This is a genomic window from Acinetobacter sp. SAAs474, assembly GCF_032823475.1.
In the GTDB taxonomy this organism is placed as follows: Bacteria; Pseudomonadota; Gammaproteobacteria; order Pseudomonadales; family Moraxellaceae; genus Acinetobacter.
In genome coordinates, this window is the sequence record NZ_CP127913.1 from 100192 (window position 1) to 123924 (window position 23733).

Sequence of the window (23733 nt, forward strand, 5' to 3'; positions counted from 1 at the left end):
AACGGTAACGACTAGTCAATCAGCAACTGGAAAATATGATGTATTCATTTTAGTTGAAATGACTAACATCATACCTATACCTACCACGACTGTGGTAGGAGTAGGTTGGACGGTACGGATATTAAGATATTAAAATCGCATTCACTAAATGAATCATGCTCGGTCCAAGTAACACCATAAATATACCTGACAATACCATACTTAAACATGCTGCAACACCTTGTTCCTTATGGCGCATAAATGCTTTGACTGTACCGAAACCGTGTGCTGCATTTCCTAAAGCGGCACCTTGAGCAAATTGTGTATCTAATTTTAAAACAGCTAAAACAAGGTCTGCAATGGCCACACCTGCAATACCTGTAATCATGGTAAATAAAATTACTAACTCAACGGAACCCCCAATGTGGCTGGTTAACTCCATGGCAAATGGCGTTGAAATAGAACGTGACATCAAGCTATAGGCTGTTTCTTGATTAAAACTAAATAATTTTGCTAAATAGAATGCACTGATGATGCCACTTAACATTCCGATGATGATTCCTAAGCTAATCGATAAGACATGTGTCTTAATAATTTGACGATATTCATAAATTGGAATCGCAAATGCTACTGTTGCAGGTCCTAGCATCCATACAATCCAATGGCTATGTTGCATATATGTTTCATAAGAAATATGAAAAATAGTCATAAAAACAATCATGAAGAATGGCAATAAAATTGCAGGTGACAATACTAAATAGCTATGTTTTTGATAAAGTTTTTTTACCAATACATAACCAATTAAAGTCATGCATAAACATAAAACTGCCATGCTATTCATTTGGCTTCTCCTGTATGCTGTTGAGGCGTGTTTTTGTGCTCAATGGGCGATACAAATTTATTTTTAATATATTTTTCTAAATGAAATCCCCAGTACACCGTATAGGCAGTCACGATCATGACGCAAAGTGTTCCAACAAGCACCGCGATAATTAATTGTATGCCTTGAGTAAATAATAAATTTTTATATTTAATTAAACCAATAATACAAGGGATAAAAAAAAGCACGAGTTCAGCTAAAATCAAATCTGAACCTTGTTTAATCCACTGTAGCTTAAAAATACCGGTCATGAGTGCAATCAATAGTAAAAATAAGCCAATGACACCTGCAGAGATCGGTAATTGCAACATCTGTTGTAACCAGCTCCCCATCCACCAGATTAAGATGAGTAAAGCAAGCTGTGTGCATACGCGTAGTAGATAGGTGATACGAAGATAAGAGAACAAATTAAACATAACTGACTAAATTTATCGGATTAGTGCTATTTTAAGATTGATCTCCGATATAAATTATGAATAATAAAACTATAATTATGCTTAATTGGAATAATTTGAAGTGGATTTTAAAGCACTGAATGCCTTTGTGACCATTGTGCAAAAAAAAAGTTTTAGTCTTGCTGCAGAAGCACTATGTATGACTCAACCGACCATCAGTAAAATGATTGCGCAATTAGAACAAGAAATAGGGGTTCCATTATTTCATAAAGGCTATTCGGGTCGAAAACGTGACAGTGTCATGACCTATTGGGGCGAACAAATTTACCAACATGCAATGATTATTTTAAATGAACAGCAGCGTATTACCGAAACAGTGATGCAAGTCAGGGCCTTAAAACGAGGTAAACTGATTTTAGGTCTTCCGCCTTTAGGTTCGGTATTGCTTAGTACATTAATTGCAAAATTTCATAAAGCTTATCCGGCCATTGAGCTCAGTTTCTTAGAAGTAGGAGCATCAGGAATTGAAGCAGCTATTTTGGAAAAACGTATTGACGTGGGAATTTTATTAGGGCATTTAAAGCCGATGCTGAGTGGCATCCCAATTATGGACTCACCATTATGTTTACTGTCTGCCTATGATTCACCATGGCATGATCAGCAACAAGTGGCTTTAATCGATCTCAAGGAAGAATCATTTTTACTTTATGATGATAGTTTTACTTTAAATAATATCATTATTCAAGCCTGTAACTATGTCGGTTTTGAGCCAAATGTGGTGTGTAAAAGTAGTCAATGGGATTTTATCGCCAAAATGGTTGAATCACATGTGGGGATTGCCTTACTTCCTAAAATTTACTGTGATCAATTAGATCCTCAAAAGTATAATCGTAGCGTTTTAATTCAGCCTCAATTAAATTGGACTCTTAGTATGGCTTGGAATACGACCGTTGTCATGAATCCTGCAACACGAGCTTGGCTAGAAATTGTGGAACAAAATCTTCAAGAAATACATTTTTAATAGATTGCTGTGAACTTCCTTGCTTTATTATGCGTGAATAATCATGAATTCTGTAGCACTGATTTCTTTGATTAGCTGTAAAACTTTATATTCGCGTCATGGCTAAAGCTCGTGGCATGATTCAAGCAGGGATTGGACGTGAAGCACTCTACAAAGCATTACGTAAGGATTCAGAACCACGATCGGATCAAGGTTAAATTAAAAGGACTAAGCCCTGTGGAATACAGAATTCAGCCCTTAAAAGAGTGTAATTAAATCGTCCAACTTTCAGGGGTCAGATCAATAGCTCCCATTTTTCCAACATAACCACTGTATTCTTCAATGGCGACTGATAAGACGCATGGCTCTCGTGGTTAATAAGTAATTCGTAACCAAAACAACCATCTTCTTCAAGTACTGTTGGTATGATCTCCTTGAATGAATTGATTACATGTTGCAGATGTTCTGAACCAGATTTTATTTTAATTTCAGCAATAATGGTTAACACCATCTACCTCTATATCACTGATGAAGAAAAATTACGGATCAAATGTTGGCGATAGTCATCTTTTATTTGTGGTACGTTTGGTGCTTTGATGACGTCATGAGCAATAAATGTTGACATACTTTGCATACCAAGAAACTCATTGGCTTTTCGAAAAGGCAAATAAACCCCATCTACACCTCTCCCCTCAAAAAATTGTTTTGGGTCAGTAAATGCTTCAGCAGGTGCATTCCAGGTTAATGACAGCATAAATTTTTTGCCATGCATTAAACCTCCCGAACCATATTTTTTAGAAGTATCTAAACGGGAACGACCATCATTAGCGTATATATGACCATGACCTTCAGTAAATACATCATCAATATATTTTTTTACTGTCCATGGTGCACCCATCCACCAGCCTGGCATTTGATAAATAATAGCATCAGCCCAAAGATATTTTTTTACCTCCTCTTTTGGATCAAAAGTACTATCAGCACGCGTAACTTTAACTTTATGACCTAATTCGGTTAATACTTCTTCTGCTAAAATTGTCAAGGTATCATTCAATTCACCATTAGAATGAGCAAAAGTTTTAGCACCATTAATAATTAAAATATTATTCATCTTCATCCCAAATTAAATAGAGGAGTACAATATAAATTTAAGATCCATCAACATAAATGCAATTATTAACAAAACATTATTGATTAATTGTTAATAATTAAAATTGATATATAATTAAAAATGATTTTTTATTAATGATTTACTTAGATATGAAATCTACATTTGATGAACTTTTAGTATTTGTTACGATCGCTGATTGTGGCTCTATAGTAAAAACAGCAGAACAATTAAATCAAACAACATCTGCTATTAGTCGCACATTACAACGCCTCGAAAAAAAATTAAATGTTAAATTAATCGAACGTACAACTCGTAGCCTTAATCTTACATATGATGGAAAAATTTTTTTAGAAAGAGCAAGAAAATTACTGTCTGATTTGAATGAAGCTGAAGAGTTGTTAATTAATCCAGATACTGAACCTACAGGCTTAATTAAAATAGATTCAGCAACACCGTTTGTACTGCATGTAATTATTCCATTAATACCAGAGTTTATAGAACGATATCCAAAAATCAGTATTGAACTAACTAGTCATGATCATGTAATTGATTTATTAGAGCATAAAATAGATGTTGCTATACGATTTGGTGATCTAGAAGATTCAAGTCTCTATGCAAAATTATTATATAAAAGTCGTTTGTATATCGTTGCTAGCATTGAATATCTCAAAAAAAATAACTTACCAAAATCTATTATTGAGTTAAATCAACATAGATTATTAGGATTTAGCCATCCTTTGCATTTAAATAATTGGCCAATTTATATAAATGATCAACTATATAAAACTTCACCATCTATCACAGCTTCTAATGGCGAAAGTGTTCGTCAACTTGCTTTACAAGGCGTAGGAATCGCTTGTCTCTCTGAATTTTTAATTTTAAAAGATATAAAAGAAGGTAAATTAATTGCTTTATTTGAAGATGAAATAAAGATTCATGAGCAAAAAATCCATGCTGTCTATTACAAAAAAAATTATATACCTAAGAGAGTTAGATTATTTATTGATTATTTATATGAAAAATTACAACAGCTTAATTAATTTTAAGTGGATTTTTCAAACACTTATAAAACTTCAACTGACCTAAAAAATAACTAAAAGCCGACTTGAAAACATGTTGGCTATTTTTTAAATCAATTTGTCACTTTTTTCCCATAAAATAGGTCAAAAAACACCTAAAATAGCAATTCCATAATAAATATAGGCCTTTCATCATCCAATTCATCCACATTTTCTGCGGATAAATATATGGATAAAATTCACACAGTTTTGTGCGCTTAAGCGCACAACAATTTAAGGATTTTACCCATATACACTCTGTAATAGATCTCCTATGATGAACTCATACAGGAACAGGATGTTCCGGAACACAAAACAACGATAAGACGTTCATGCACCAGGAATGTGAAGCTCAACAGGAGTTAGGCTTAACCAACCAATACGAAAAACCCCGACAGGATGTCGGGGTTTTTTATTGCTTAAATATCTATAACTGAGTATTAATTTGATAGCGTGTATTACGTCCACCACCTTCCAATTTCACAATACATTCTTTCTCAAGTAAGTCTGATAAGTGGCGAGTAGCCGTTGCTTTACTAATTTTAGCAACCTTTTGATATTGTGACGCACTGATACCATGTTCAAAGCCATTTTCTCCACCGTCTAATAAACGATTTAGGACTTTACGTTGTTCTTCACTCAGGGCTAAATTTGAATACTTATGCCAAAATTGACTCTTAAATAATGTTCGGTTGATCTGTGCTAAGGTTTTTTCAAGGCTATCATTTAATGTATCTAGAAACCAAACTAGCCAATCTGTGATATCACAATCATTTTTTTGAGTTTGTTCTAATATTTCATAGTAACTTTTACCTTTATTCAATATTGTAGTAGACATTGCATATAAACGGATGCTCTGCTCATCCATTTGAGCTAAAGCAAGGTCTGTAAGTGTACGTGTAATACGTCCATTACCATCATCAAAAGGATGTAGGGTAACAAACCATAAATGGCTAATGCCTGCACGTAACAAAGGATCAAGCAATGAATCATTCAGACTTTGATTAAACCACGCTATGAATGTATTTAAGCGTTCTTCTAAGCCTTCTCTTGGCGGTGCTTCAAAATGTACTTTAGGATAGTCCAATCGACCTGAAACGACCTGCATAGGCTCTGATCCCCGAAGTTGACCAATGCGTAAACGTTGCATTGTCCAATCTGGATCATTAAAAAGCCAACGATGCCACTGCATGAGACGCTCAACAGTCAGTGGTTGCTTAACATCGTTAAGCGCATCTAGCATGATGTTGGCTAAACCTTCTGATCGATCTGAGCTTGGATAAGGCTGTTCAAGTGTGATACCTAAGCGTTGAGCTAAAGATGATCGTAATGAAAAAATATTGATAGTTTCATTTTCAATTGCAGACGAAGCAACAAGATTGGCAAGCAGAGTATCTAGGGTGAACTGCTCTTTTGCTAAATCATGCTGACTTTGCCCAAGAAGAATCCCTATTTTTTGATGTATCTGTCTGGTTTTAGGCAAGATAATTGAATCTAGCCATGTAAAATTTGTCCAGCTTTCTGCTTGCCAGATCCATTCCTGCATTTTCAATCGCTCATCTAAAATTTCAGATGAGTTAAATATAACATTTATTCGGCTCATATTGTGAGCCGAATAATAGGGTTAATCAGCTCATTTTATCCAAGACATTTCTACTTGGGGGCTAATATTCGAATTTTGCATAAGAGGTTTTATGTTAAAGACTTAGAGCAGAGAGTACTGTAAGAAAGCTATCGTTTAACTTTAATATTGAATTAAACGGTAGGTATCTCATCAGTTTGGAACTTTATCTTTTGAGTATAGTTTAAAGAAATGGGAAATATTAGATTTTAGAATGTTGATATTTATTCAGAGTTCATTAAATAAATGATATTTTTCAAATATTTAAATTTTGGTTGGCATACTTAAAGATTTTTTCTGCTGTATATTGTGCCCAAATTTTATATGCATCTGGACTCGGATGAAAATTATCTTTAGCAATAAAATTAGTATTAAAGGGTAAATTAATATTTAGTACCGTACTGAATTTTTTATTATTAAATAATATATTTAATTCTTTATTCATTTTCTTTGCTGTTTTACTTAAAAAATAACGTAAAGGATTTGGTAGTGCAGGAAATTTTTCTAGAGGGGGTAATTCTGTATAAATAATATATTTTGCATTAAACTTTTCAATAAAAATATTATGCAATATCTGTATTTCATTTTTCCACTGGTTAATAGATGATATTTTTGTTACATCATTAACACCTATGGAAACAACGACAATATCAAATTTCTCAGCAGGTATAATATTAAGATGCTTAATAAGATCTGATGTTGTAAATCCTGTTTTTGCATGTAAAGTCCATGTACACCGGAAATCATTTTTTAAGTTTTGAATGAGTTGTCCACTTAGTGCATCTAATTGTTTGTCTGCACCAACCCCTGCTGCTGCCGAATCTCCTGTAATTAATAGATTTAATAATTTTCCTTGACCAGTTATTCCTTTACGGTTTCCCATAGGTTCATTTAATCTTAGGATTGTTTTTTTTACATATATACCTTGAGTGATAATAATTGGGCTTAATAAAATTTCGAGTGAACTATTAAACATAGTGAAAATTTTAAATTTAACTAGAATTAATATAATAATACATCTTATATGAAAGACATAATTCATAAGCCTTTTAATTATCTACTTTATATAAAATCTCTTATCTTACGAATAAAAATTGTAAAATTTGCATTAGAGCAGATTCACTTTCATTTTTTTAAGTTATACCGGTTTCAGACATACAATAAAGCTACATTATGATAAAAGATATTTTTTAATTGCTGTAATTTAGATAATTCTCGTAGATTATACTTCTCGTTTATTGGTATTCCAAATACTGAAGACTTTTAAAATTTTTATACTGCACACTTTTAATAACATTCACTATTCATATGACACCAATTTTATTAAATAGTTAAATTAGTAATAAAAAACCCCGACATCCTGTCGGGGTTTTTCGTATTGGTTGGTTAAGCCTAACTCCTGTTGAGCTTCACATTCCTGGTGCATGAACGTCTTATCGTTGTTTTGTGTTCCGGAACATCCTGTTCCTGCATAAGTTCATCATAGGAGATTTGTTACAGAGTGTATATGGGTAAAATCCTTAAATTGCTGTGCGCTTAGGCGTACAAAATTGTGTGAATTTTATCCATGTATTTATCCGCAGAAAATGTGGATGAATTGGAAGGTAAAAGGCTTATATTTACTATGGAATTGTTGTTTTAGATGTTTTTTTGCACGATTTTATGAGCAAAAAGTGACAAATTGATTTAAAAAAATAGCCAACAGATTTTTAAGTCGGCTTTTAGTGGTTTTTTAGGTCAATTAAATCTTTATAAGTATTTGAAAAATAAATTTTTTATAAACCGTTTCGTATAAGCGACATTATGTTAAATGGAGAGATTTTCAAATAAATTATGTGAGCTACTAAATAGGATTAGCTTTAATGTGGGCTTTCAAGCGTTCTTTGTAATTTTGAATAAACTTAGTCAACTCTATAACATCAGTATGACTTAATTGACCAATATATTTTCCACTTCTTAATATTTCACAAAAATCAAAGCTCATTGTGCTACGAATGTCAATATAAGATGACTTCTGTAAACCCGCCTGTCTCCAATCTCGAATCGGATAATATTGCAACTTAATATAATCTGATTTGTCCTTGTACTGGCTTGTAATCGAATCTAATAGCACAACTGTTAAATTAACTTTACCAATTTCAACTGTATAGCGTTCTTTCCCTTCAAGGGTATCTGAGCTAAATTTTACAAAAATTCGATAAATATCACCAACAGCCATACTTATTGCTCTTCTGCTTCTTCAAATACGCCTTTGGAGTTCAAAAGCATGCGTTTGATCGGTTGACCAGTTAACTGAGCAATATCCAAAAGATCACAAACCATTTGCTGTCCTAGCTGTTCACGCCGAGCAGCGTCAACGATTTCCTGCATGTTTTGAAATTCTTCAAAGCTCAAAACAACAGCTTCAGGCGTATTGTTCGTGCAAACAAAAACAGGTTTATGACTATCTTTGACACCTTGGACAATTTTGCTCCAAGATTTGCGAACATCAGTCGCAGAAACAGTCGCACCGTTAATAAAAGTTAATCCATCCATATCTAAGACCTCATACTATATGACAAAAATTATATCATATTTGCCATACGATTTAACCACATTTTAATAATGCAATATCAACATGAGCTATGTGATTTTATATATTAATGGTCTACTTGGAACAGAAATGACTGGTAGACTACGAATAGGAATAACGGGGGCATTGTTTGATGAATGATTATTAAGTTTGTTTGAACTTTTTCGTGGAACATTGATCAGATATTAATCGCGAAACATGAAAAATCACGTAAAAAAGCCACTACTGGTTAATAGTGGCTATTTCATATTCTTAATCAATTGAAAAATAACGTGATTTAAAAAGCATTACGTATAATTGGTATTATGTTAATTTTAGAAAAATTTAAGTATGTGGAAAATATATAAAGAAGAAAGTTCTGATCTTGGATTTGCTATTGGGTGTCTATTTTCAGAAGCAATTAATTTAAATGAGTTTAGGCAGTGGGTTGAGCTTTGTATTAATGATTTAAATCAAGATGAAATACCATTTTATATGTTTGATCTTATAGATTTCGAAGGCTCATTAGCAAAGATTCATTTAATTATTGGATTTGTACCAAGCTCTGGACTATCAAAAACAGAGAAAATGGCGTTAGAAGGCATTTCTTATCTAAGGGGAATAGATATTTTTGACCCTATTTCTACGCAAGAACAATCTATTGAATACCTAAAGAACAACCCACATGTCTCAGAGAAATTTAAGCGCACTTTTCCTTTTATAAATTTTATTTAACATAATGGGTGTTATACGAAATTAAAAAAAACTGTGTCTAAGGCATGGGCTTCGTATAATCCGTATTATGTTAATTGTAGGAAATCTTAATCGACTATTAATAGACTATTTATATTTTTCTTTAGACTATTAGCAATATTAAGATCAAATCCATCTACCAAAAATCTACTAATTAGCCCTTCTATCAAAGTATAAATTAGCTCAGATAAATCTTGATGGCTTGCTAATAAGCAATGTTCTGATACTAAGTCTTTTATCCATTGCTTATGCTTTTTAGAAACAGAAATTATATCTTGCTCACTTTGACTTGACTCGGCTACAGCCCTAACAAACAAGCACCCTTTGAAAGAATCTTGTTGAAACCATTCCATGTGCCAATCAAAAATTTTATTAATTGCATATAGACCTTTAGCTGCTCCAATGTATTGAAATAGACTTTTTTTAAATTTTTCATCACGAGCTGTAAGTACAGATTTAACCAACTGATTTTTATTTTTGTAATAAGTATACATAGTAGTTTTAGAGCAGCCTGATTCATCTCGAATTAGGTCAACGCCAACGCCAACAAAGCTATTTTCATTAAATAATCTTTCAGCTGTATCTAAAATTTTCAATGCTGATTTTGACATCAAAGGCATCCTATAAATAAAAAAATAGTACAGATCTGTACTATTTTTATTTTATCTGTATTATGATTTAAAAACAATATTTTAAAGAGATACTAAAAATGTTTTCAATTTTAGAAGGAAAGGAAAAACTAGCTGTATTTCCAAAAAAAAATGAAGTTCTAAGAAGCCTAATTGGAGGAACAATCAGTATCTTCTTTTTACTTACACTGACTAAGTTAACAGGACATATTTACATCATGGCTCCATTCGGCGCCACTTGTGTAATTCTTTACGCAGTCTCACAGTCACCATTAGCACAACCTAGAAATGTTATATTCGGTCATCTCATTTCAGCTTTTATTGGCTTATTTTTTCTCAAATTTTTCTCTGAATCTAATCTAACCATAGCTTTATCTGTAGGCTGTGCAATTGCATTAATGCAAGTTTTTAAATGTGTACATCCACCAGCTGGAGCTAATCCCTTAGTTATACTTTTAACAGCAAATTCCATTAACTATGAATGGAGTTTCTTAGTTTTTCCTGTCTTATTAGGATCTATAGTTTTAGTTTTGGTTGCTGCTATCGTAAACAATATTAAAAATGATAATAAGTGGCCCCTTTACGGCTTAGGTTTGATTAAAACTAAGTAATAATTTCTTGAAAGTTGAATCCATTTAACATACTGGTCGTAATGCGAAATTTGAAGAATGTTAGATCAAAATCTAAGTTCTAATTTTTGAAAATCATCAATAAAAATGGGAGCTTAAGCTCCCATTTTTGACTTCGCATAACGTGTATTATGTTAATTTTAGATATTCTTTATACTCTATGATTTACTTCTGGCTTTGAAATCAAATGTTGGAATGGTGAAAAAGTAAGGGTTGTCTTCAGTTTAGACTGCTGTGATCGAGAAATTATGAGTTATGCAGCAACAACAGCAGGCATCAGTACGGTTTGGTACAGTATTTCACAGTATTTCATCTACCACAAAGGGTTGAATGGCTGACAGATAACGGTAGTTGTTACATTGCACAATCCACACGTATGTTTGCACAGTCATTAGGTTTTCATGTCTGCACAACACCAATTCGCAGCCCACAAAGTAATGGTATGGCTGAGGCGTTTGTGAAGACCTTTAAGCGGTACTATGTGTATTTAAGTGATGTACCAGATGCAGAAACTGTCATGAGATATTTATCTATCTGGATTGAAGACTATAATTGCAATCATCTACATAGTGGGTTAAAAATGAAATCCCCTCGGGAATTTCGTTCGCTAAAGTTAGTAAGTTAAATGTCCGTTTTTATAGGGGATAATACACCATTTCAAATTTTCGTTCATGACATACCTATTTTTAAAAGTACATAAATCTTAAATGCATTTATTTTGAATCTAATTTTTGAGCAAATTTAATACCTAAGAATATTGTTAATATTAGGAAAATAAGATGTACATTTTCTGCCATGAAAGTATGTTCTAACTTATTTGCAATAATGATGTATTTATGAAAAGCCCAATACGTCAAAGCATATAATATAAAAAAGCATAAGAGTAATAGGACTTTAAGAAGAGCTCTTTTTACTTGCCTATTAGGTACTTCACCTATCAAAAGCTCAATAAGAAGACTAGTAATAAAATATAGAGGTGTTAAATACAGCAATATTTCAGGTATCACACCCAAGAAAGGCTTTCCTGTAGCTATATTGATATATGCAAAATATCCAAGACCGTATACAACAGTTAAACTTATTATAAGAATTATCCATTTAGCTTTTTTGTTCATTTTCACTTCTTTTCTGGTGTCTAAATTTTTTATAATTCATATAAAACTTTAAAATTGACAGGGATAAACCTATTAAACAATAAATGGAAAAAACCCCAATATTAATTAATGGTTTATCCAAGAAATAGTTGGCAAGAACGGTACCAAAAGTGAGTAATCCTATATATTCAAAAAATGAAAATCGGCTAATTTGAGAATTAAATAATTTCTTCATAGAGATATCTTTTGTATTTTGATCATTTCTTTGAATTTCCTAGAATAAATTTATGCTGTATTAGTATTCCTATAAGAATTATTGATATAAAAGAACAGGTACTCCACAACGTATCATCTAAATTATTAGGAGTAAGTAAGTACCTAAAAATCACTCCGTAAATAGAAAGAATGATTAAAGCTAAAGTAATTGACTTTAAGAATATAGAAGTGGAAAAATCTATATTTTCTCTTTGGGGACCTGACTTATACATAAAGTACCCCCATGCAATACCACCAATAATAGAGATGATAATTAAGATGAAATAAGAACCGAAAGCTGGAGGTTTATTTTCAATCCATCTGAGGGCAGATATAAATAAAGAAAAAGGTATTCCCCAGCCTAAGCCCCCATGTATAAATATCAACTGATTTTTTTTGTTCATTTTTTAACAATGTAATCAATAATTATTCCCAATTATATCAAGTCTTGTAAGTAATTAAAATTTAAGATTTTCTAAAATTAACATACTAGACATTATGCGAAGTCAAAAATGAGAGTTTAGGCTCCCATTTTTATTGATTATTTTCAAAAATTAGAACCCAGATTTTGATCTAAAATTCTCTAAAATTGGCATAACACCCATTATGTTAAATCATAGGTATCTACACATCATTGTATGGATATCCCAAAGCAATTTCAGCCATACTTTTTAAGTCATCTATTGAATATTCTGATAGCAATTGAAGAGTATTCAATAAGATCGAAAGTCCTGCCAATATTGCAGGTGCACTTTCTCGTCGACCTCGCTTTTGTTGTCTTCCTGATATCCTCGTTAAAAATACTCTAACTTTCGTATTTTGCTCATCATTATTACGTTGAATTCGCCATGTTAAAACACAGGCCATACAGGAAATAAGTAGACGTCTTAAGATGGCTTGTGGTGTTGTTTGTAGCCATGATTCAACATCATAACCTGCCTGTTTTAACAGTTTAAAGAAGCTTTCAATGTTCCAACGCCAATAATACCACTGAGCAAGTTCAAACATTTTTATTTCACTAGGCACATTGCTCAATAATGTCCAGCGCGCAAGTGTTTTTCCATCGATGTCTCGAACTTCTGCAATGATCAAACGTACATCTAAAGGAATACCTTTTTGAGGTGGTATTCTTTTACCGTTTGTATCTATTTTTTTAGGTTTAGCATTTCTTGTAATCTTAATTTCAGCTTCACCCACATATAGCTGTTCTGTTCGTCCTTTATAGTTAACTTTTTGTGCTGAACTTAATACCATCTGATCTGAAACTTCACGAACTTTATAGTTTTTCCCTTGATATTCAACTAAATGACCTTCTTTTCCTCGAATAAGATATAAATAATCCTGTTGTTGCATAAACCGAAGATGAGCAACTGAATCACCTTGATGATCGATTATGTGGACAAGTTTTTTCCCTAACTGGACTGCTCCCAGTATGCTAGACACGAGACAACTTCATTTTAAAGCTGCCTCAAATACATTTGCTCGTACCATTTTTCGTGTTTTATAGCTCTTTTTGGCAGCTTGAAGCAGGACAGTATCAAAAAGAGAATCTGTAAAATACAAGAAGCGGCACCTATATAAGAAATCAGTTAATTTTGTCCGTTATTTCCCCATTTTAAATAAGCTTTGCGTTGGCTTAAAAGGTCATAATAGCGTTTTATATGTGAGTAATTAGGCTTATCAAAAGGTGTTAAATACCAACGTTGTACTGAAAGCCCAATGCATATATCGGCAAGTGAAAATTGAGTACCTACGACATAAGCTTGTGTACGTTCTAATTGGGTATCTAAAATTTTCATCATTTCAGTCCATGCGTGGATACTATCTTGAACACGGACGATATCTTGGTGTTTGGGTGATTTTCGGACGATATGCATAAGTGCATAAGACCAACTATTATTGAGTTCGATACCTTGCCAATCAATCCACTGATCAATCTTGGCACGTTGCTTTGGATTTTGTGGATAAAGTATGTCCCCATTATAGCTATTAGATAAATAACGAATGATTGAATTTGATTGCCAAAGAATAAAGTCATCATCAATAAGTACTGGGATTGTCGCATTGGGATTCATTGCTATAAATTCAGCTTCTTGGGTAGATCGAAAATTACGTCCCCAATCTTCACGCAGATACTGTAAATCTAATTCATCGCATAACCAAAGTAGTTTTCTAACATTAATGGAGTCGGCACGTCCTAATATTTTGAGCATTTTAGATCCTTAATTTTCTGATATTCGCTATATCCTTAATATTTACTTATTATGTCATGCCGATAAGCATTATCGATTGAGAATAACCAAATTCTTTCAGCATTTTTTATCATTAATTACACTAAATTGAGTAGCCACCAAGTTTACCTCCAGCAAAAGTGATTAATTGGACTACGACTAAGTTTTTTTGATCTATGCTATATATTAAAAGTGACAAGTTTGTTTAAAAAATAGTCGACATATTTCCATGTCGAAATTTTGCTGTTTTAGGTAGGTTTATTATTCAAGTCTATGAAAAAATATATTGTTATAAAATTTTTTATATGATGCGCATGATTTTAATTGATTGTTATTGAGTGAAATTTTATTTAAAGTTTTGAGGCGAATAGCCTAAATGGCGTTTAAACATAGCACTAAAGGCACTTGAACTTGTATAACCTAGTGATGTCGCTATATGTGAGATAGAGTTTCCCTGAGCTAATTGACTCAATGCTAATACAATATGCATGTGCTGAATCCATCCCCTATAAGCTAGCCCAGTTTCTTTTTTAAATAACCTCATCAAAGTTCTGGAACTGGTTCCAATGAGATCCGACCATGTATTCAGATCTTTAGAATGTTTGGGATCGTTAATTAATTGTTCGCAAATTAAAATTAAACGCTTATCCTTTGGCCATGGAATTTCTATTGGAAAGGTAGGAGATTGTCTAATTTCTTCAAAAATAAGTAGTTGCAAAGACTTTTGTAAATCTTCACTGTATAATATTTCATGATGTTGCATTTCATCAAGCTGATTTAGCCTCAAAACTAATTCTTTCAATAAATTCGTCATTCTCACTAGAAAACATTTATCTCCTAAAATATTTGCAGCATTTTGTTCAACTAAGGCTGTACTTAAGCGTACTTCACTTAATGAGGTGACGCTATGTTCCATAAATGCTGGAATCCATAAGGCACATTGCGGAGGAATTAACCAAATATTTTCTGCAGTATGAACGCGTATTTCGCCTTTAGATGCATAAAGCAATTGAGCACGATTATGCTGATGTGGAGGTATAGTACTTCCATAATTGTGTTGTGATCCCATAGAAATAACTAATGTAGAAATCATATTTTTACTTAAAGACATTGCTATTAACTCGTTAAATTGTCACTTATAGAATGATTTTTGGAATATAGCCTTAAATATGCCAGATTATAATAGTCATTATTAAAGTTTTAAGGCAAATAAAGTATTTCATGCAATTACCTATTAAGATAGAAGAAAATGTCCAAGTTAAAACGACAGATGCTGCATCAAAAATGGTGAGTCATATTATTTTTGCTGTTGCTTTAGCTCACCTACTGAATGATTTAATTCAAGCAGCTCTACCTGCGATTTATCCATTACTCAAAGAGAATTTTTCATTAACTTTTGCAGAAATTGGTCTAATTTCATTAGTTTATCAAATTACTGCTTCTTTATTGCAACCTTGGATTGGTTTATATACTGATAAATATCCTCAACCTTATCTTCTACCTTTAGGAATGGTCATTACTTTGATGGGCATTATTATGCTTGCATTTTCTAGTAGTTTTTTTATGCTACTTATCTCGGCATCTCTCATCGGGGTTGGCTCATCAACTTTTCATCCTGAAGCGTCTCGTGTTGCTCGAATGGCGTCTGGGGGAAAATTTGGTACAGCTCAATCAACTTTTCAAGTGGGTGGTAATACAGGATCGGCAATTGGTCCATTATTGGCCGCTCTTATTATCGTTCCTAACGGCCAAGCCTCAGCAGTTTGGTTAGTATTATTTGCTTTAATTGCAATTTTTGTTTTATTTAAAGTCAGTCAATGGACTATTCATCATGCCAAAATTCAAATCAGTAAAACAACATCGACCACCAGTTTTAAATTACATGGCAGTACTTTAATTCGAGCACTGATAGTGATTTCTATGCTAATGCTTGCAAAATTTACTTATATCGCAAACATCAGTAATTACTATACCTTTTATTTAATTGAAAAATTTAATCTCCCTATTCAGAGCGCTCAATTATATTTATTTGCTTTTTTAGTCGCAGTTGCCCTTGGCACATTTTTCGGTGGTCCTATTGGTGATCGTATTGGACGTAAATCAGTTATTTGGATTTCATTTTTAGGAATGGCTCCATTTGCTGTATTCATGCCTTATGTAAATTTATTTTGGACTTGTATTTTCGCAATGATGTCAGGTTTAATTATGTCATCTGCATTTTCTGCCATGGTTGTATATGCACAAGAAGCAGTTCCTGAACGTGTTGGAATGATTGCTGGACTTATGTTCGGTTTAATGTTTGGTATAAGTGGTATAGCAGCGGCTGGTTTAGGATACCTAGCTGATAGAAATGGTATAGAATGGATATTTACACTATGCTCATATTTACCTTTACTCGGCATTTTCACTTTATTCCTACCGAATACTCAGCTTAAAAAGCTTAGCCTATAAAGCAATTTTTTTAGCTCATTATACGAAACTGTGTTTCTCGTTAGATGAGGGGATAGTATTTCAATCGCTGGATGAGCAGCACACTGCGCAAGTGAGCGCTCATGAATCCTGAAAACTATATTTTATAATAAGCTGTGCGATCATCCGTTCAGTTACATAATCGCCGAATCTAGTTGCGGTAAAGATCTTTAAATAAATACCGCCATCACTTTCTTTGATTTAGTCGAGGGAGTATATCAGCCAATTTTGTCTATTACTTCCTTTGAATAGTGCTTTTACTCAACTGTAAGTTATAGATTTTATTAATTAATTTTAATTTAAAGCCGAGTCTTTTGTGTCTATTTTAAATTATGCTCAGCATTAAAATTGATCAAATGATAGCAATCATGGAAAGCATTTCAGCGTATTACAAAATGAATCATCATAATGAAAGATTTGTATTTTTTATGTGATTGATATCATTTTTTGATTGACTTTAATCTATAGTAGAAAAGTATATACCGAAAGATGCTATCGATGAGTAAAATTCGTTTAAGAATACCAACGAACTTTATATTATCCGTAACATCACCAAGAAATTAATCATATTAAAATTTTTATATCGACATCGTTTATTGATTTTAAAATGAGGATATATCGAAATAATAAAATCGATAAATTAAAATAATGTGGAGTTATTATGAATATCTATATTGGCCAAAAAAATGATAATTTAAAAGATATTGTAGAAAAAATATTAGCAGAAGTGGATATTCGTATAGATGGGGACCAGCCTTATGATATACAAGTACATAATAATGAATTTTATAAACGAGTGTTACAACAAGGCTCTCTTGGTCTTGGTGAAAGTTACATGGATGGCTGGTGGGATTGTGAACGACTTGATATTTTATTTTACAAAATTCTACGTGCTAAACTTGATAAAAAAATTCCGTATAACTTAGAAGACATATTAAGAATAGCTGTAGCGCGTTTTAGAAATTTACAAAGTAAAAAAAGAGCATGGATGGTCGGTGAAGAGCATTATGATCTTGGTAATGATCTATTTAATTTAATGTTAGATCCTTATATGCAATATTCTTGTGCATATTGGAAAGACACTGATGATCTTTTTCAAGCACAACAGCAAAAACTAGATTTAATTTGTCGTAAACTCGATTTACAGCCAGGTATGCGTATCTTGGATATTGGTTGTGGCTGGGGTGGACTAGCAGAATATGCTGCTAAGCATTATCAAGTTTCAGTGACAGGCATTACAATTTCTAAAGAACAACAGAAACTTGCTACCGAACGCTGTCAGGGATTAGATATTGAAATTTTATTAATGGACTATCGTAATTTAAATGATCAGTTTGATCGTATTGTTTCGGTTGGTATGTTTGAACATGTTGGTCCTAAAAATTACGATACTTATTTTAAGGTAGTACAACGTAATTTAAAGCCAGATGGATTATTTTTATTACATACCATTGGGGCGAATACGACTATGATGAGTGCAGATCCATGGGCGAGTAAATATATCTTTCCAAATGGTTGTTTACCTTCAATTGAAAAAATTGCACATGCAACTACAGGTAAGTTTATTATGGAAGATTGGCATAATTTTGGTGCTGATTATGACTTAACTTTACGTGCATGGTATCTACGTTTTATTGAAGCTTGGCCTGAAATTCAAGGCAATTATAATGCACGTTTTAAACGTATGTTTACATACTATCTAAATGCTTGTGCTGGTGCCTTTCGAGCACGAGATTTGCAGTTGTGGCAAATTGTTTTTACTCCAGATGGTGCTGAAGGTGGCTTACGAGTAGCGCGTTAATAATAGTATGAATGATTTTTTTAAGCGCAGCTTATTTTATTATTCTCAATAAATGCTCAACATTATTTGATCACTCAAAACCATTTAATACCGCTGATCGTATCTGTATCAGTGGTATTGAATATTTAATATGGCCTTAATGCATTGACTGAAGCGGCATGCAAATTATCATTTAATATATCGTGGGAGATAAAACGTGAAAACATCATTTTGTCTATTACAGTCGATGTTAACAGTATTTGCTTTAACATATACCACAGTAGCGATTGCAAAACCGCAGCATCCATCAGCAATAACATCAATGATATTGCCTGCACATAAAGTCGATGAGATTTTATCGGTACAGGCACAACACCCAAAAACCAGTTATTCGCATGCTGGTGAGCAATTGATCATTACTTATTATAGTCGTGGTATTCATGGAGAACCTGTTGTGAGCTCTGCAATGGTATTGTTGCCTAAAGGCAAAGCACCTACGCAAGGTTGGCCAATATTGGCTTGGGCACATGGTACTACAGGCGTTGCTGATACGTGTGCACCATCTGCCGACTATATCGGGGGACCGGTAAATAGTTATCAGCAAGTTGCTGATAAGGCCTTAGATGATTGGTTGGAACGAGGTTATGCCATTGTTGCTCCTGATTATCAAGGTTTAGGTACACCAGGAGATCATCCTTATATGAATGCAACCAGCCAGTTACATACTATCGTTGATGCTGTTCGTGCGTTACATCATTTAAAAGCTAAGCAAGTCAGTAATAACTGGTTAGTTATGGGACATAGTCAAGGTGGAGCTGCAGCTTTAGCCGTTGCCGCATATGGGCAGAAAGATGCACCTGAGCTAAATTTAAAAGGGGCTATAGCACTAGCACCAGGTGGATATCAATATCAAGGTATTGCCGAATATGTGCAACAAAATTCACAGATAGATCCCCAAATTGCAGCGTTTTTACCTATTGTTTTATTGGGAGCCCAAGCAGCTGATCCAAACTTAGATCCTGAACAATGGGTTACACCTGAAATGCAAAATTTGTTACGACAGGCACGTAAACGTTGTTTATCAGAATTACAAACGGAGATTAAACAAGCACCCCAGACAATTTTTAAAAAAGATGCTGATTTAAATCCACTTTTAAATTACCTAAAACAGCAATCGATTGAGTCTATGATACCTCAAGTACCATTAATGTTGGTACAGGGTGATCAAGATCAACTGGTTGATCCTCGTGGTATATCTACATACTATCAACAGATCTGTGATGCTCATAAACCTGTAGTGTATTACTCTATTGCCAATGGAGATCATCGAGATGCAGTTCGTCAAAGCTCAGTACTTTCAAAAGATTTTTTAAAGCAATTAAATCAGGGCAAGATCGTTAATTCATGTATAAAGCATTAACATCACCCCCCCGCGATACTTTTGGTTTAGTGGGGGGAGTATGCCAATATCATGAGAATGATTCAAAATGATTGCTATTATTTACCATATACGAGATATATGTGATTCATTCATGATATTTGATGACATCAAGTTAAGTCATAGACTGATGATTAACATCAGCATCAGTAGAGAAAAAACAATCCATTTGGTATTTTAGGCCATACACTCATGACGCTAAATTTCAATGAGACTGATCTTGCTGATAGGCTTCAATTGCTTCAATAGCGGCACGAAATGCTTCTTGTGTTGCTGGTGCACCACAATAGGGTAAGCTATGTAAGAGCACTTCCTGAATTTCTTCAATACTTGCCCCGTTATTCAGTGCACCACGGATATGGCCTTTAAGTTCAGTCGGACTTTTCTGTGCCACCAAAAATGCAATGGTGATTAAAGAGCGATATTTTCGAGGTAATACGCCTTCACGTTGCCAAGTCGAACCCCATGCATGTTCATTGATCCAATCCTGTAAAGGCTGGGTAAATGCAGTGGTATTGTCTTTTGCCCGTTGTACAAAATCAGCCCCCATGACTTCTGTCCGGACTTTTAAACCATTTTCATAATCGTGTTGTGACATGATATTCTCTATAGCGGTTGGTGAAGTTAAATTTATTAACTATATGATATTATTATATATTAAATTATTTTTTTTATTGTGTGTTTGAACTTTAGTATTAAAACACACATCAATATCGTGATTTTAGATACAGTTTTGATAATCGTGGTTGCACCCACAGAATCGTCTAAACCTGCTAGGCGCATGGCTTGATGTGCAGGATCTTGTTTTAAATTCGCAGATAATACACAGTCCATAATAACTTCATCAATATTTGTGGCATGTAATTGGACACCTTCGATGGATGATGATCTACTAAATCAAAGTAGCCTAAGCAACTTTGATTTAATAGATAAAAAATGATCAGATTAAGCATCGACTTTGGCAGTATCGAGCTCATTTGCATGTAAGAAATGCGTATGATGTGGAGCACGTTTAGTTTTTGACCATTGCTCTAACATTTCATGTTTCATTTCTTCAGTGATCATGGCTATTTTTTCTGGTGCTTTTTCATCATCATAAGCCAATTCTAAACGATGGCCATTTGGATCAAAGAAGTAAATTGAATGGAAAATACCATGGTTGGTAATGCCAAGTACATCGATACCATTGGCTTCTAAGTGTGCTTTGGCTTCAATCAGAGCGGCACGGTCTTTGACTTTTAAAGCAATATGCTGTACCCATTTTGGTGTGTTTTCATCACGGCCCATGTCTGGTTGAGTGGGTAATTCAAAGAAGGCTAAAACGTTACCATGACCAGCATCTAGAAATAAATGCATATATGGATCAAAAGCCTTGGTTGACGGCACATGATCTTCAGCAAATGCGAGAATAAAATCCATATTGAGATTTTTTTTATACCATTCCACGGTTTCTTTGGCATCTTTACAACGGTATGCTACGTGGTGAATCTTTTCGACTTGAATTGCCATAATTAAAAATCCTTCTTTAATGTTAAGCTGCGTCGCTTTGTGCTTCAGGTGCAGCATTTTGGAATTCAGTTAAGCGATTACAATGTGTGTAAATCGACTGAATTTTAGGGAATGTTGATAAATCAATGTTAAAACGCAAAGCGTTATATACTTGAGGAATCAGACAGCAATCTGCAAAGCTTGCCTGTTGACCAAAACAAAATTGGCCATTGGAGTGTTGTAGTTGTGCTTCTAAACTGTGAAAGCCCACTGCAACCCAGTGTTGATACCAAGCACTTTTTTGTTCATCACTGACCTGTAAGGTGTTGGATAAATATTGTAAAACACGTAAATTATTGAGCGGGTGAATATCACAGGCGATACTTTGGCAAAATGCACGAATTAAGGCACGTTGCTGTAGGTCTTCGGGTAATAATGCCACTTGACTAAATTTTTCTTCCAAATATTCTAAAATACTGATCGACTGCGTCAGAATAAAAGCATCATCTTCTTGTAAAGCGGGTACCAATGCACTTGGATGAAGTAAACGGTAAGCAGCACTATGCTGCTCGCCACCATTTTTAACCAAGTGTATGGCACAGTGCTCTACTGTTAAGCCTTTTAAATTTAAGGCAATACGTACTCGATACGCGGCTGAACTACGGAAATATCCATACAATTTCATCGTGTGAATTCCGATCAATTATTCTGCGAAGTTAAATTGAACAGCAGGCAATATTTTGCCAGTCACTTCACCAAAACCAATACGTAAACCGTCTTTTTCACAATAACCTTTCATAATCAGGGTATCGCCATCTTGTAAGAAACTACGTTGTTCGCCATTGGATAAGGTTAATGGTTTGGTGCTATTCCAACTGATTTCTAGTAATGAGCCATATGAATCTGCTGTTGGACCAGAAATAGTTCCTGAACCCATTAAGTCGCCGACTTGAACATTACAGCCGGCAATGGTGTGATGCGTCAGTTGTTGTGCCATAGACCAATACATATATTTAAAATTAGTTTGGCTGATGACATCAGCTTGATCGGCTTGCTCCGTTTTTAATTCAACTGATAAATGAATGTCATAACTATTATGCTGATGGTCTTCACGTAAATAAGCCAATGGCTGTGGTTGTTGTAACGGTGAAGCCGTTTTAAATGGTTCTAATGCCTCTAGAGTGACGATCCATGGAGAAATAGAAGAGGCAAAAGTTTTGGCATTAAATGGACCTAGAGGCACATATTCCCATTGTTGTAAGTCACGTGCAGACCAGTCATTAAAGAGTACCATACCAAAAATATGATCCCATGCATTTTCAATGGCAATTGGCTGTCCCAGTTGATTCGGTTTACCGACAATAAAGCCTGTTTCTAATTCAAAATCGAGTTTACGACATGCAGAGAAAATTGGACGTTCTTCTGTGGGAAGTTTAATTTGGCCTGATGGACGTACCACATCAGTACCGCTGACCACCACTGAGCTTGCACGACCGTTATAGCCGACAGGCAGTTCTGACCAGTTGGCTAACAGGGCATTTTTAGGATCACGGAACATACAACCGACATTGGTTGCATGCTCTTTAGATGAATAAAAATCGGTATAACCTGGTACATGCACTGGTAAATGTAAGCTGACATCTGCTTGTTTCACAAAAACTTTTTGGCGTAATGTTGTGTTGTCACGTAGGGTTGCATTGTCTACGGATAATAAACTTTGTAGTTCAGTACGGATTTTTGACCAGTTGCTTTTACCTGAGTCAATGAACTTATTCAGGGTTGCTTGATTAAAATAACGCTCACCCGCATTAATTGTTAAAAATCCATTTTCCTCGAGAACTGCGAGATCTACCACCCACTCTCCAAGTGCAACACCAATACGACGCTCGCCATTAATTGTGTGACTAAATACACCATAAGGTAAGTTTTGGATGGGAAAATCCGAATCTGGTGCAACCTCAATAAATGATTTTAATTGGTGAATCATTTCCATGTTCCTTGTGTCAATTCGAAGTCATCAGTGTTATTACTGATCATTAATACCAATAAAAAATGCATCAATAGATCTAAGACTTTAGTTGCAAATAGTTGCGAATTTAAATAAATATTCATTTTAAAACAATTATTTATATGTTTTTTCATCAATATGAATCTAAGGTCTAAGACAGCTTGATTTTTGCGATTAATCACATCATACTCATTTTCATAAATTACGCAATATGTAATTCAATTATGTATATCGTAATAAACTAAAGTTTTAGATGATCGGTAGTGAGGCCACTTTAAGCGATATTTGCAATCATTTTCTGGTGTTTTGTACTTTGCAATCAGTGAACTTCAAGTAGAATGCTGCTGAATAAACTGAGAGATCA

Annotated in this window: 23 protein-coding genes and 5 pseudogenes; 10 read left to right on the forward strand and 18 right to left on the reverse strand. The window is 34.0% G+C overall.

Translation table 11 applies throughout. The annotated features are described in order from the left end of the window. Positions 1-121 precede the first annotated feature (121 nt). Both QSG86_RS00905 and QSG86_RS00910 read right to left on the reverse strand, forming a co-directional pair. Positions 122-820 (reverse strand): LrgB family protein, encoded by a 699-nt coding sequence (locus tag QSG86_RS00905; protein ID WP_317032767.1) that lies wholly within the window; start codon positions 818-820, stop codon positions 122-124. Beyond that, the gene (locus QSG86_RS00910) at positions 817-1275 is read right to left on the reverse strand and encodes a CidA/LrgA family protein (RefSeq protein ID WP_317032766.1); all 459 of its coding nucleotides are present in this window, start codon (positions 1273-1275) and stop codon (positions 817-819) included. Before QSG86_RS00910 ends, QSG86_RS00905 begins: the two co-directional genes overlap by 4 nt. A 100-nt stretch (positions 1276-1375) precedes the next feature. Between QSG86_RS00910 and QSG86_RS00915 the strand changes: the two genes are divergently transcribed. From QSG86_RS00915 to QSG86_RS00920, 3 genes and pseudogenes are all read left to right on the forward strand, one after another. Further along, complete coding sequence (locus tag QSG86_RS00915; protein WP_317032765.1) at positions 1376-2275, forward strand: LysR family transcriptional regulator; 900 nt, start codon at positions 1376-1378, stop codon at positions 2273-2275. A 95-nt stretch (positions 2276-2370) separates the two neighbouring features. Continuing rightward, positions 2371-2472 (forward strand): annotated as a pseudogene (locus QSG86_RS16630) (transcriptional regulator); the annotation flags it as partial. Continuing rightward, positions 2429-2530, forward strand: a pseudogene (locus QSG86_RS00920) (IS3 family transposase); the annotation flags it as partial. The pseudogenes QSG86_RS16630 and QSG86_RS00920, both read left to right, overlap by 44 nt. 34 nt (positions 2531-2564) lie before the next feature. On the opposite strand, the pseudogene QSG86_RS00925 reads toward QSG86_RS00920, so the two are convergent. Together QSG86_RS00925 and QSG86_RS00930 are read right to left on the reverse strand one after the other, a co-directional pair. Further along, positions 2565-2762 (reverse strand): annotated as a pseudogene (locus QSG86_RS00925) (putative quinol monooxygenase); the annotation flags it as partial. A 9-nt stretch (positions 2763-2771) separates the two neighbouring features. Continuing rightward, complete coding sequence (locus QSG86_RS00930; protein ID WP_317032764.1) at positions 2772-3365, reverse strand: NAD(P)H-dependent oxidoreductase; 594 nt, start codon at positions 3363-3365, stop codon at positions 2772-2774. 149 nt (positions 3366-3514) lie between these two features. Between QSG86_RS00930 and QSG86_RS00935 the strand changes: the two genes are divergently transcribed. After that, positions 3515-4405, forward strand: a complete 891-nt coding sequence (locus QSG86_RS00935) for a LysR family transcriptional regulator (RefSeq protein ID WP_317032763.1) — start codon at positions 3515-3517, stop codon at positions 4403-4405. A gap of 445 nt (positions 4406-4850) precedes the next feature. Here QSG86_RS00935 and QSG86_RS00940 read toward each other — a convergent pair whose 3' ends face one another. The 4 genes from QSG86_RS00940 to QSG86_RS00955 all read right to left on the reverse strand — a co-directional run bounded on the left by QSG86_RS00940 (position 4851) and on the right by QSG86_RS00955 (position 8579). After that, the gene (locus QSG86_RS00940) at positions 4851-5969 is read right to left on the reverse strand and encodes a Fic family protein (RefSeq protein ID WP_317032853.1); all 1119 of its coding nucleotides are present in this window, start codon (positions 5967-5969) and stop codon (positions 4851-4853) included. A 331-nt stretch (positions 5970-6300) separates the two neighbouring features. Continuing rightward, positions 6301-7020, reverse strand: coding sequence for an SGNH/GDSL hydrolase family protein (locus tag QSG86_RS00945; protein WP_317032762.1), 720 nt, complete (start codon positions 7018-7020; stop codon positions 6301-6303). Positions 7021-7887: 867 nt separating this feature from the next. Further along, on the reverse strand, positions 7888-8262 hold the full coding sequence (locus tag QSG86_RS00950; RefSeq protein ID WP_317032761.1) for a hypothetical protein: 375 nt from the start codon (positions 8260-8262) through the stop codon (positions 7888-7890). 2 nt (positions 8263-8264) lie between these two features. After that, positions 8265-8579: a type II toxin-antitoxin system Phd/YefM family antitoxin gene (locus tag QSG86_RS00955; RefSeq protein ID WP_317032760.1), complete on the reverse strand. Its 315-nt coding sequence runs from the start codon at positions 8577-8579 to the stop codon at positions 8265-8267. A 367-nt stretch (positions 8580-8946) separates the two neighbouring features. On the opposite strand from QSG86_RS00955, the gene QSG86_RS00960 reads away from it, so the two are divergent. Further along, positions 8947-9330, forward strand: coding sequence for a hypothetical protein (locus QSG86_RS00960; protein WP_317032759.1), 384 nt, complete (start codon positions 8947-8949; stop codon positions 9328-9330). 86 nt (positions 9331-9416) lie between these two features. Here QSG86_RS00960 and QSG86_RS00965 read toward each other — a convergent pair whose 3' ends face one another. Further along, positions 9417-9959, reverse strand: coding sequence for a TetR/AcrR family transcriptional regulator (locus QSG86_RS00965; protein ID WP_317032758.1), 543 nt, complete (start codon positions 9957-9959; stop codon positions 9417-9419). 98 nt (positions 9960-10057) lie between these two features. On the opposite strand from QSG86_RS00965, the gene QSG86_RS00970 reads away from it, so the two are divergent. Both QSG86_RS00970 and QSG86_RS00975 read left to right on the forward strand, forming a co-directional pair. Further along, on the forward strand, positions 10058-10588 hold the full coding sequence (locus QSG86_RS00970; protein ID WP_317032757.1) for an HPP family protein: 531 nt from the start codon (positions 10058-10060) through the stop codon (positions 10586-10588). A gap of 185 nt (positions 10589-10773) precedes the next feature. Next, a pseudogene (locus QSG86_RS00975) lies at positions 10774-11231 on the forward strand (DDE-type integrase/transposase/recombinase); the annotation flags it as partial. A gap of 88 nt (positions 11232-11319) precedes the next feature. Here QSG86_RS00975 and QSG86_RS00980 read toward each other — a convergent pair. The 5 genes and pseudogenes from QSG86_RS00980 to QSG86_RS01000 form a co-directional block, all read right to left on the reverse strand. Next, entirely contained in the window at positions 11320-11721 is a 402-nt protein-coding gene (locus QSG86_RS00980) for a hypothetical protein (protein ID WP_317032756.1), read from the reverse strand. A 236-nt stretch (positions 11722-11957) separates the two neighbouring features. Beyond that, on the reverse strand, positions 11958-12359 hold the full coding sequence (locus QSG86_RS00985; RefSeq protein WP_317032755.1) for a hypothetical protein: 402 nt from the start codon (positions 12357-12359) through the stop codon (positions 11958-11960). 220 nt (positions 12360-12579) lie between these two features. Further along, positions 12580-13374, reverse strand: a pseudogene (locus tag QSG86_RS00990) (transposase); the annotation flags it as partial. Positions 13375-13544: 170 nt separating this feature from the next. Beyond that, positions 13545-14168: a glutathione S-transferase gene (locus QSG86_RS00995; RefSeq protein ID WP_317032754.1), complete on the reverse strand. Its 624-nt coding sequence runs from the start codon at positions 14166-14168 to the stop codon at positions 13545-13547. Between the two features lie 364 nt (positions 14169-14532). Further along, positions 14533-15303: a helix-turn-helix transcriptional regulator gene (locus tag QSG86_RS01000; RefSeq protein ID WP_317032852.1), complete on the reverse strand. Its 771-nt coding sequence runs from the start codon at positions 15301-15303 to the stop codon at positions 14533-14535. A 167-nt stretch (positions 15304-15470) separates the two neighbouring features. Here QSG86_RS01000 and QSG86_RS01005 point away from each other — a divergent pair, with 167 nt between their 5' ends. From QSG86_RS01005 to QSG86_RS01015, 3 genes are all read left to right on the forward strand, one after another. Continuing rightward, positions 15471-16637, forward strand: coding sequence for an MFS transporter (locus QSG86_RS01005; protein ID WP_317032851.1), 1167 nt, complete (start codon positions 15471-15473; stop codon positions 16635-16637). Between the two features lie 679 nt (positions 16638-17316). After that, positions 17317-18456 carry a cyclopropane fatty acyl phospholipid synthase gene (gene cfa, locus QSG86_RS01010; protein ID WP_317032753.1) on the forward strand — a complete coding sequence of 380 codons (1140 nt, stop codon included), beginning with the start codon at positions 17317-17319 and terminating at the stop codon, positions 18454-18456. Positions 18457-18682: 226 nt separating this feature from the next. Then, complete coding sequence (locus tag QSG86_RS01015; RefSeq protein ID WP_317032850.1) at positions 18683-19855, forward strand: alpha/beta fold hydrolase; 1173 nt, start codon at positions 18683-18685, stop codon at positions 19853-19855. Positions 19856-20078: 223 nt separating this feature from the next. Here QSG86_RS01015 and QSG86_RS01020 read toward each other — a convergent pair whose 3' ends face one another. From QSG86_RS01020 to fahA, 4 genes are all read right to left on the reverse strand, one after another. Then, entirely contained in the window at positions 20079-20471 is a 393-nt protein-coding gene (locus tag QSG86_RS01020; protein WP_317032752.1) for a carboxymuconolactone decarboxylase family protein, read from the reverse strand. Between the two features lie 347 nt (positions 20472-20818). Beyond that, complete coding sequence (locus tag QSG86_RS01030; protein ID WP_317032751.1) at positions 20819-21382, reverse strand: VOC family protein; 564 nt, start codon at positions 21380-21382, stop codon at positions 20819-20821. A 22-nt stretch (positions 21383-21404) separates the two neighbouring features. Beyond that, positions 21405-22046, reverse strand: a complete 642-nt coding sequence (gene maiA / locus QSG86_RS01035; protein ID WP_317032750.1) for a maleylacetoacetate isomerase — start codon at positions 22044-22046, stop codon at positions 21405-21407. Between the two features lie 18 nt (positions 22047-22064). After that, positions 22065-23348 carry a fumarylacetoacetase gene (gene fahA, locus QSG86_RS01040; RefSeq protein ID WP_317032749.1) on the reverse strand — a complete coding sequence of 428 codons (1284 nt, stop codon included), beginning with the start codon at positions 23346-23348 and terminating at the stop codon, positions 22065-22067. Positions 23349-23733: the final 385 nt, after the last annotated feature.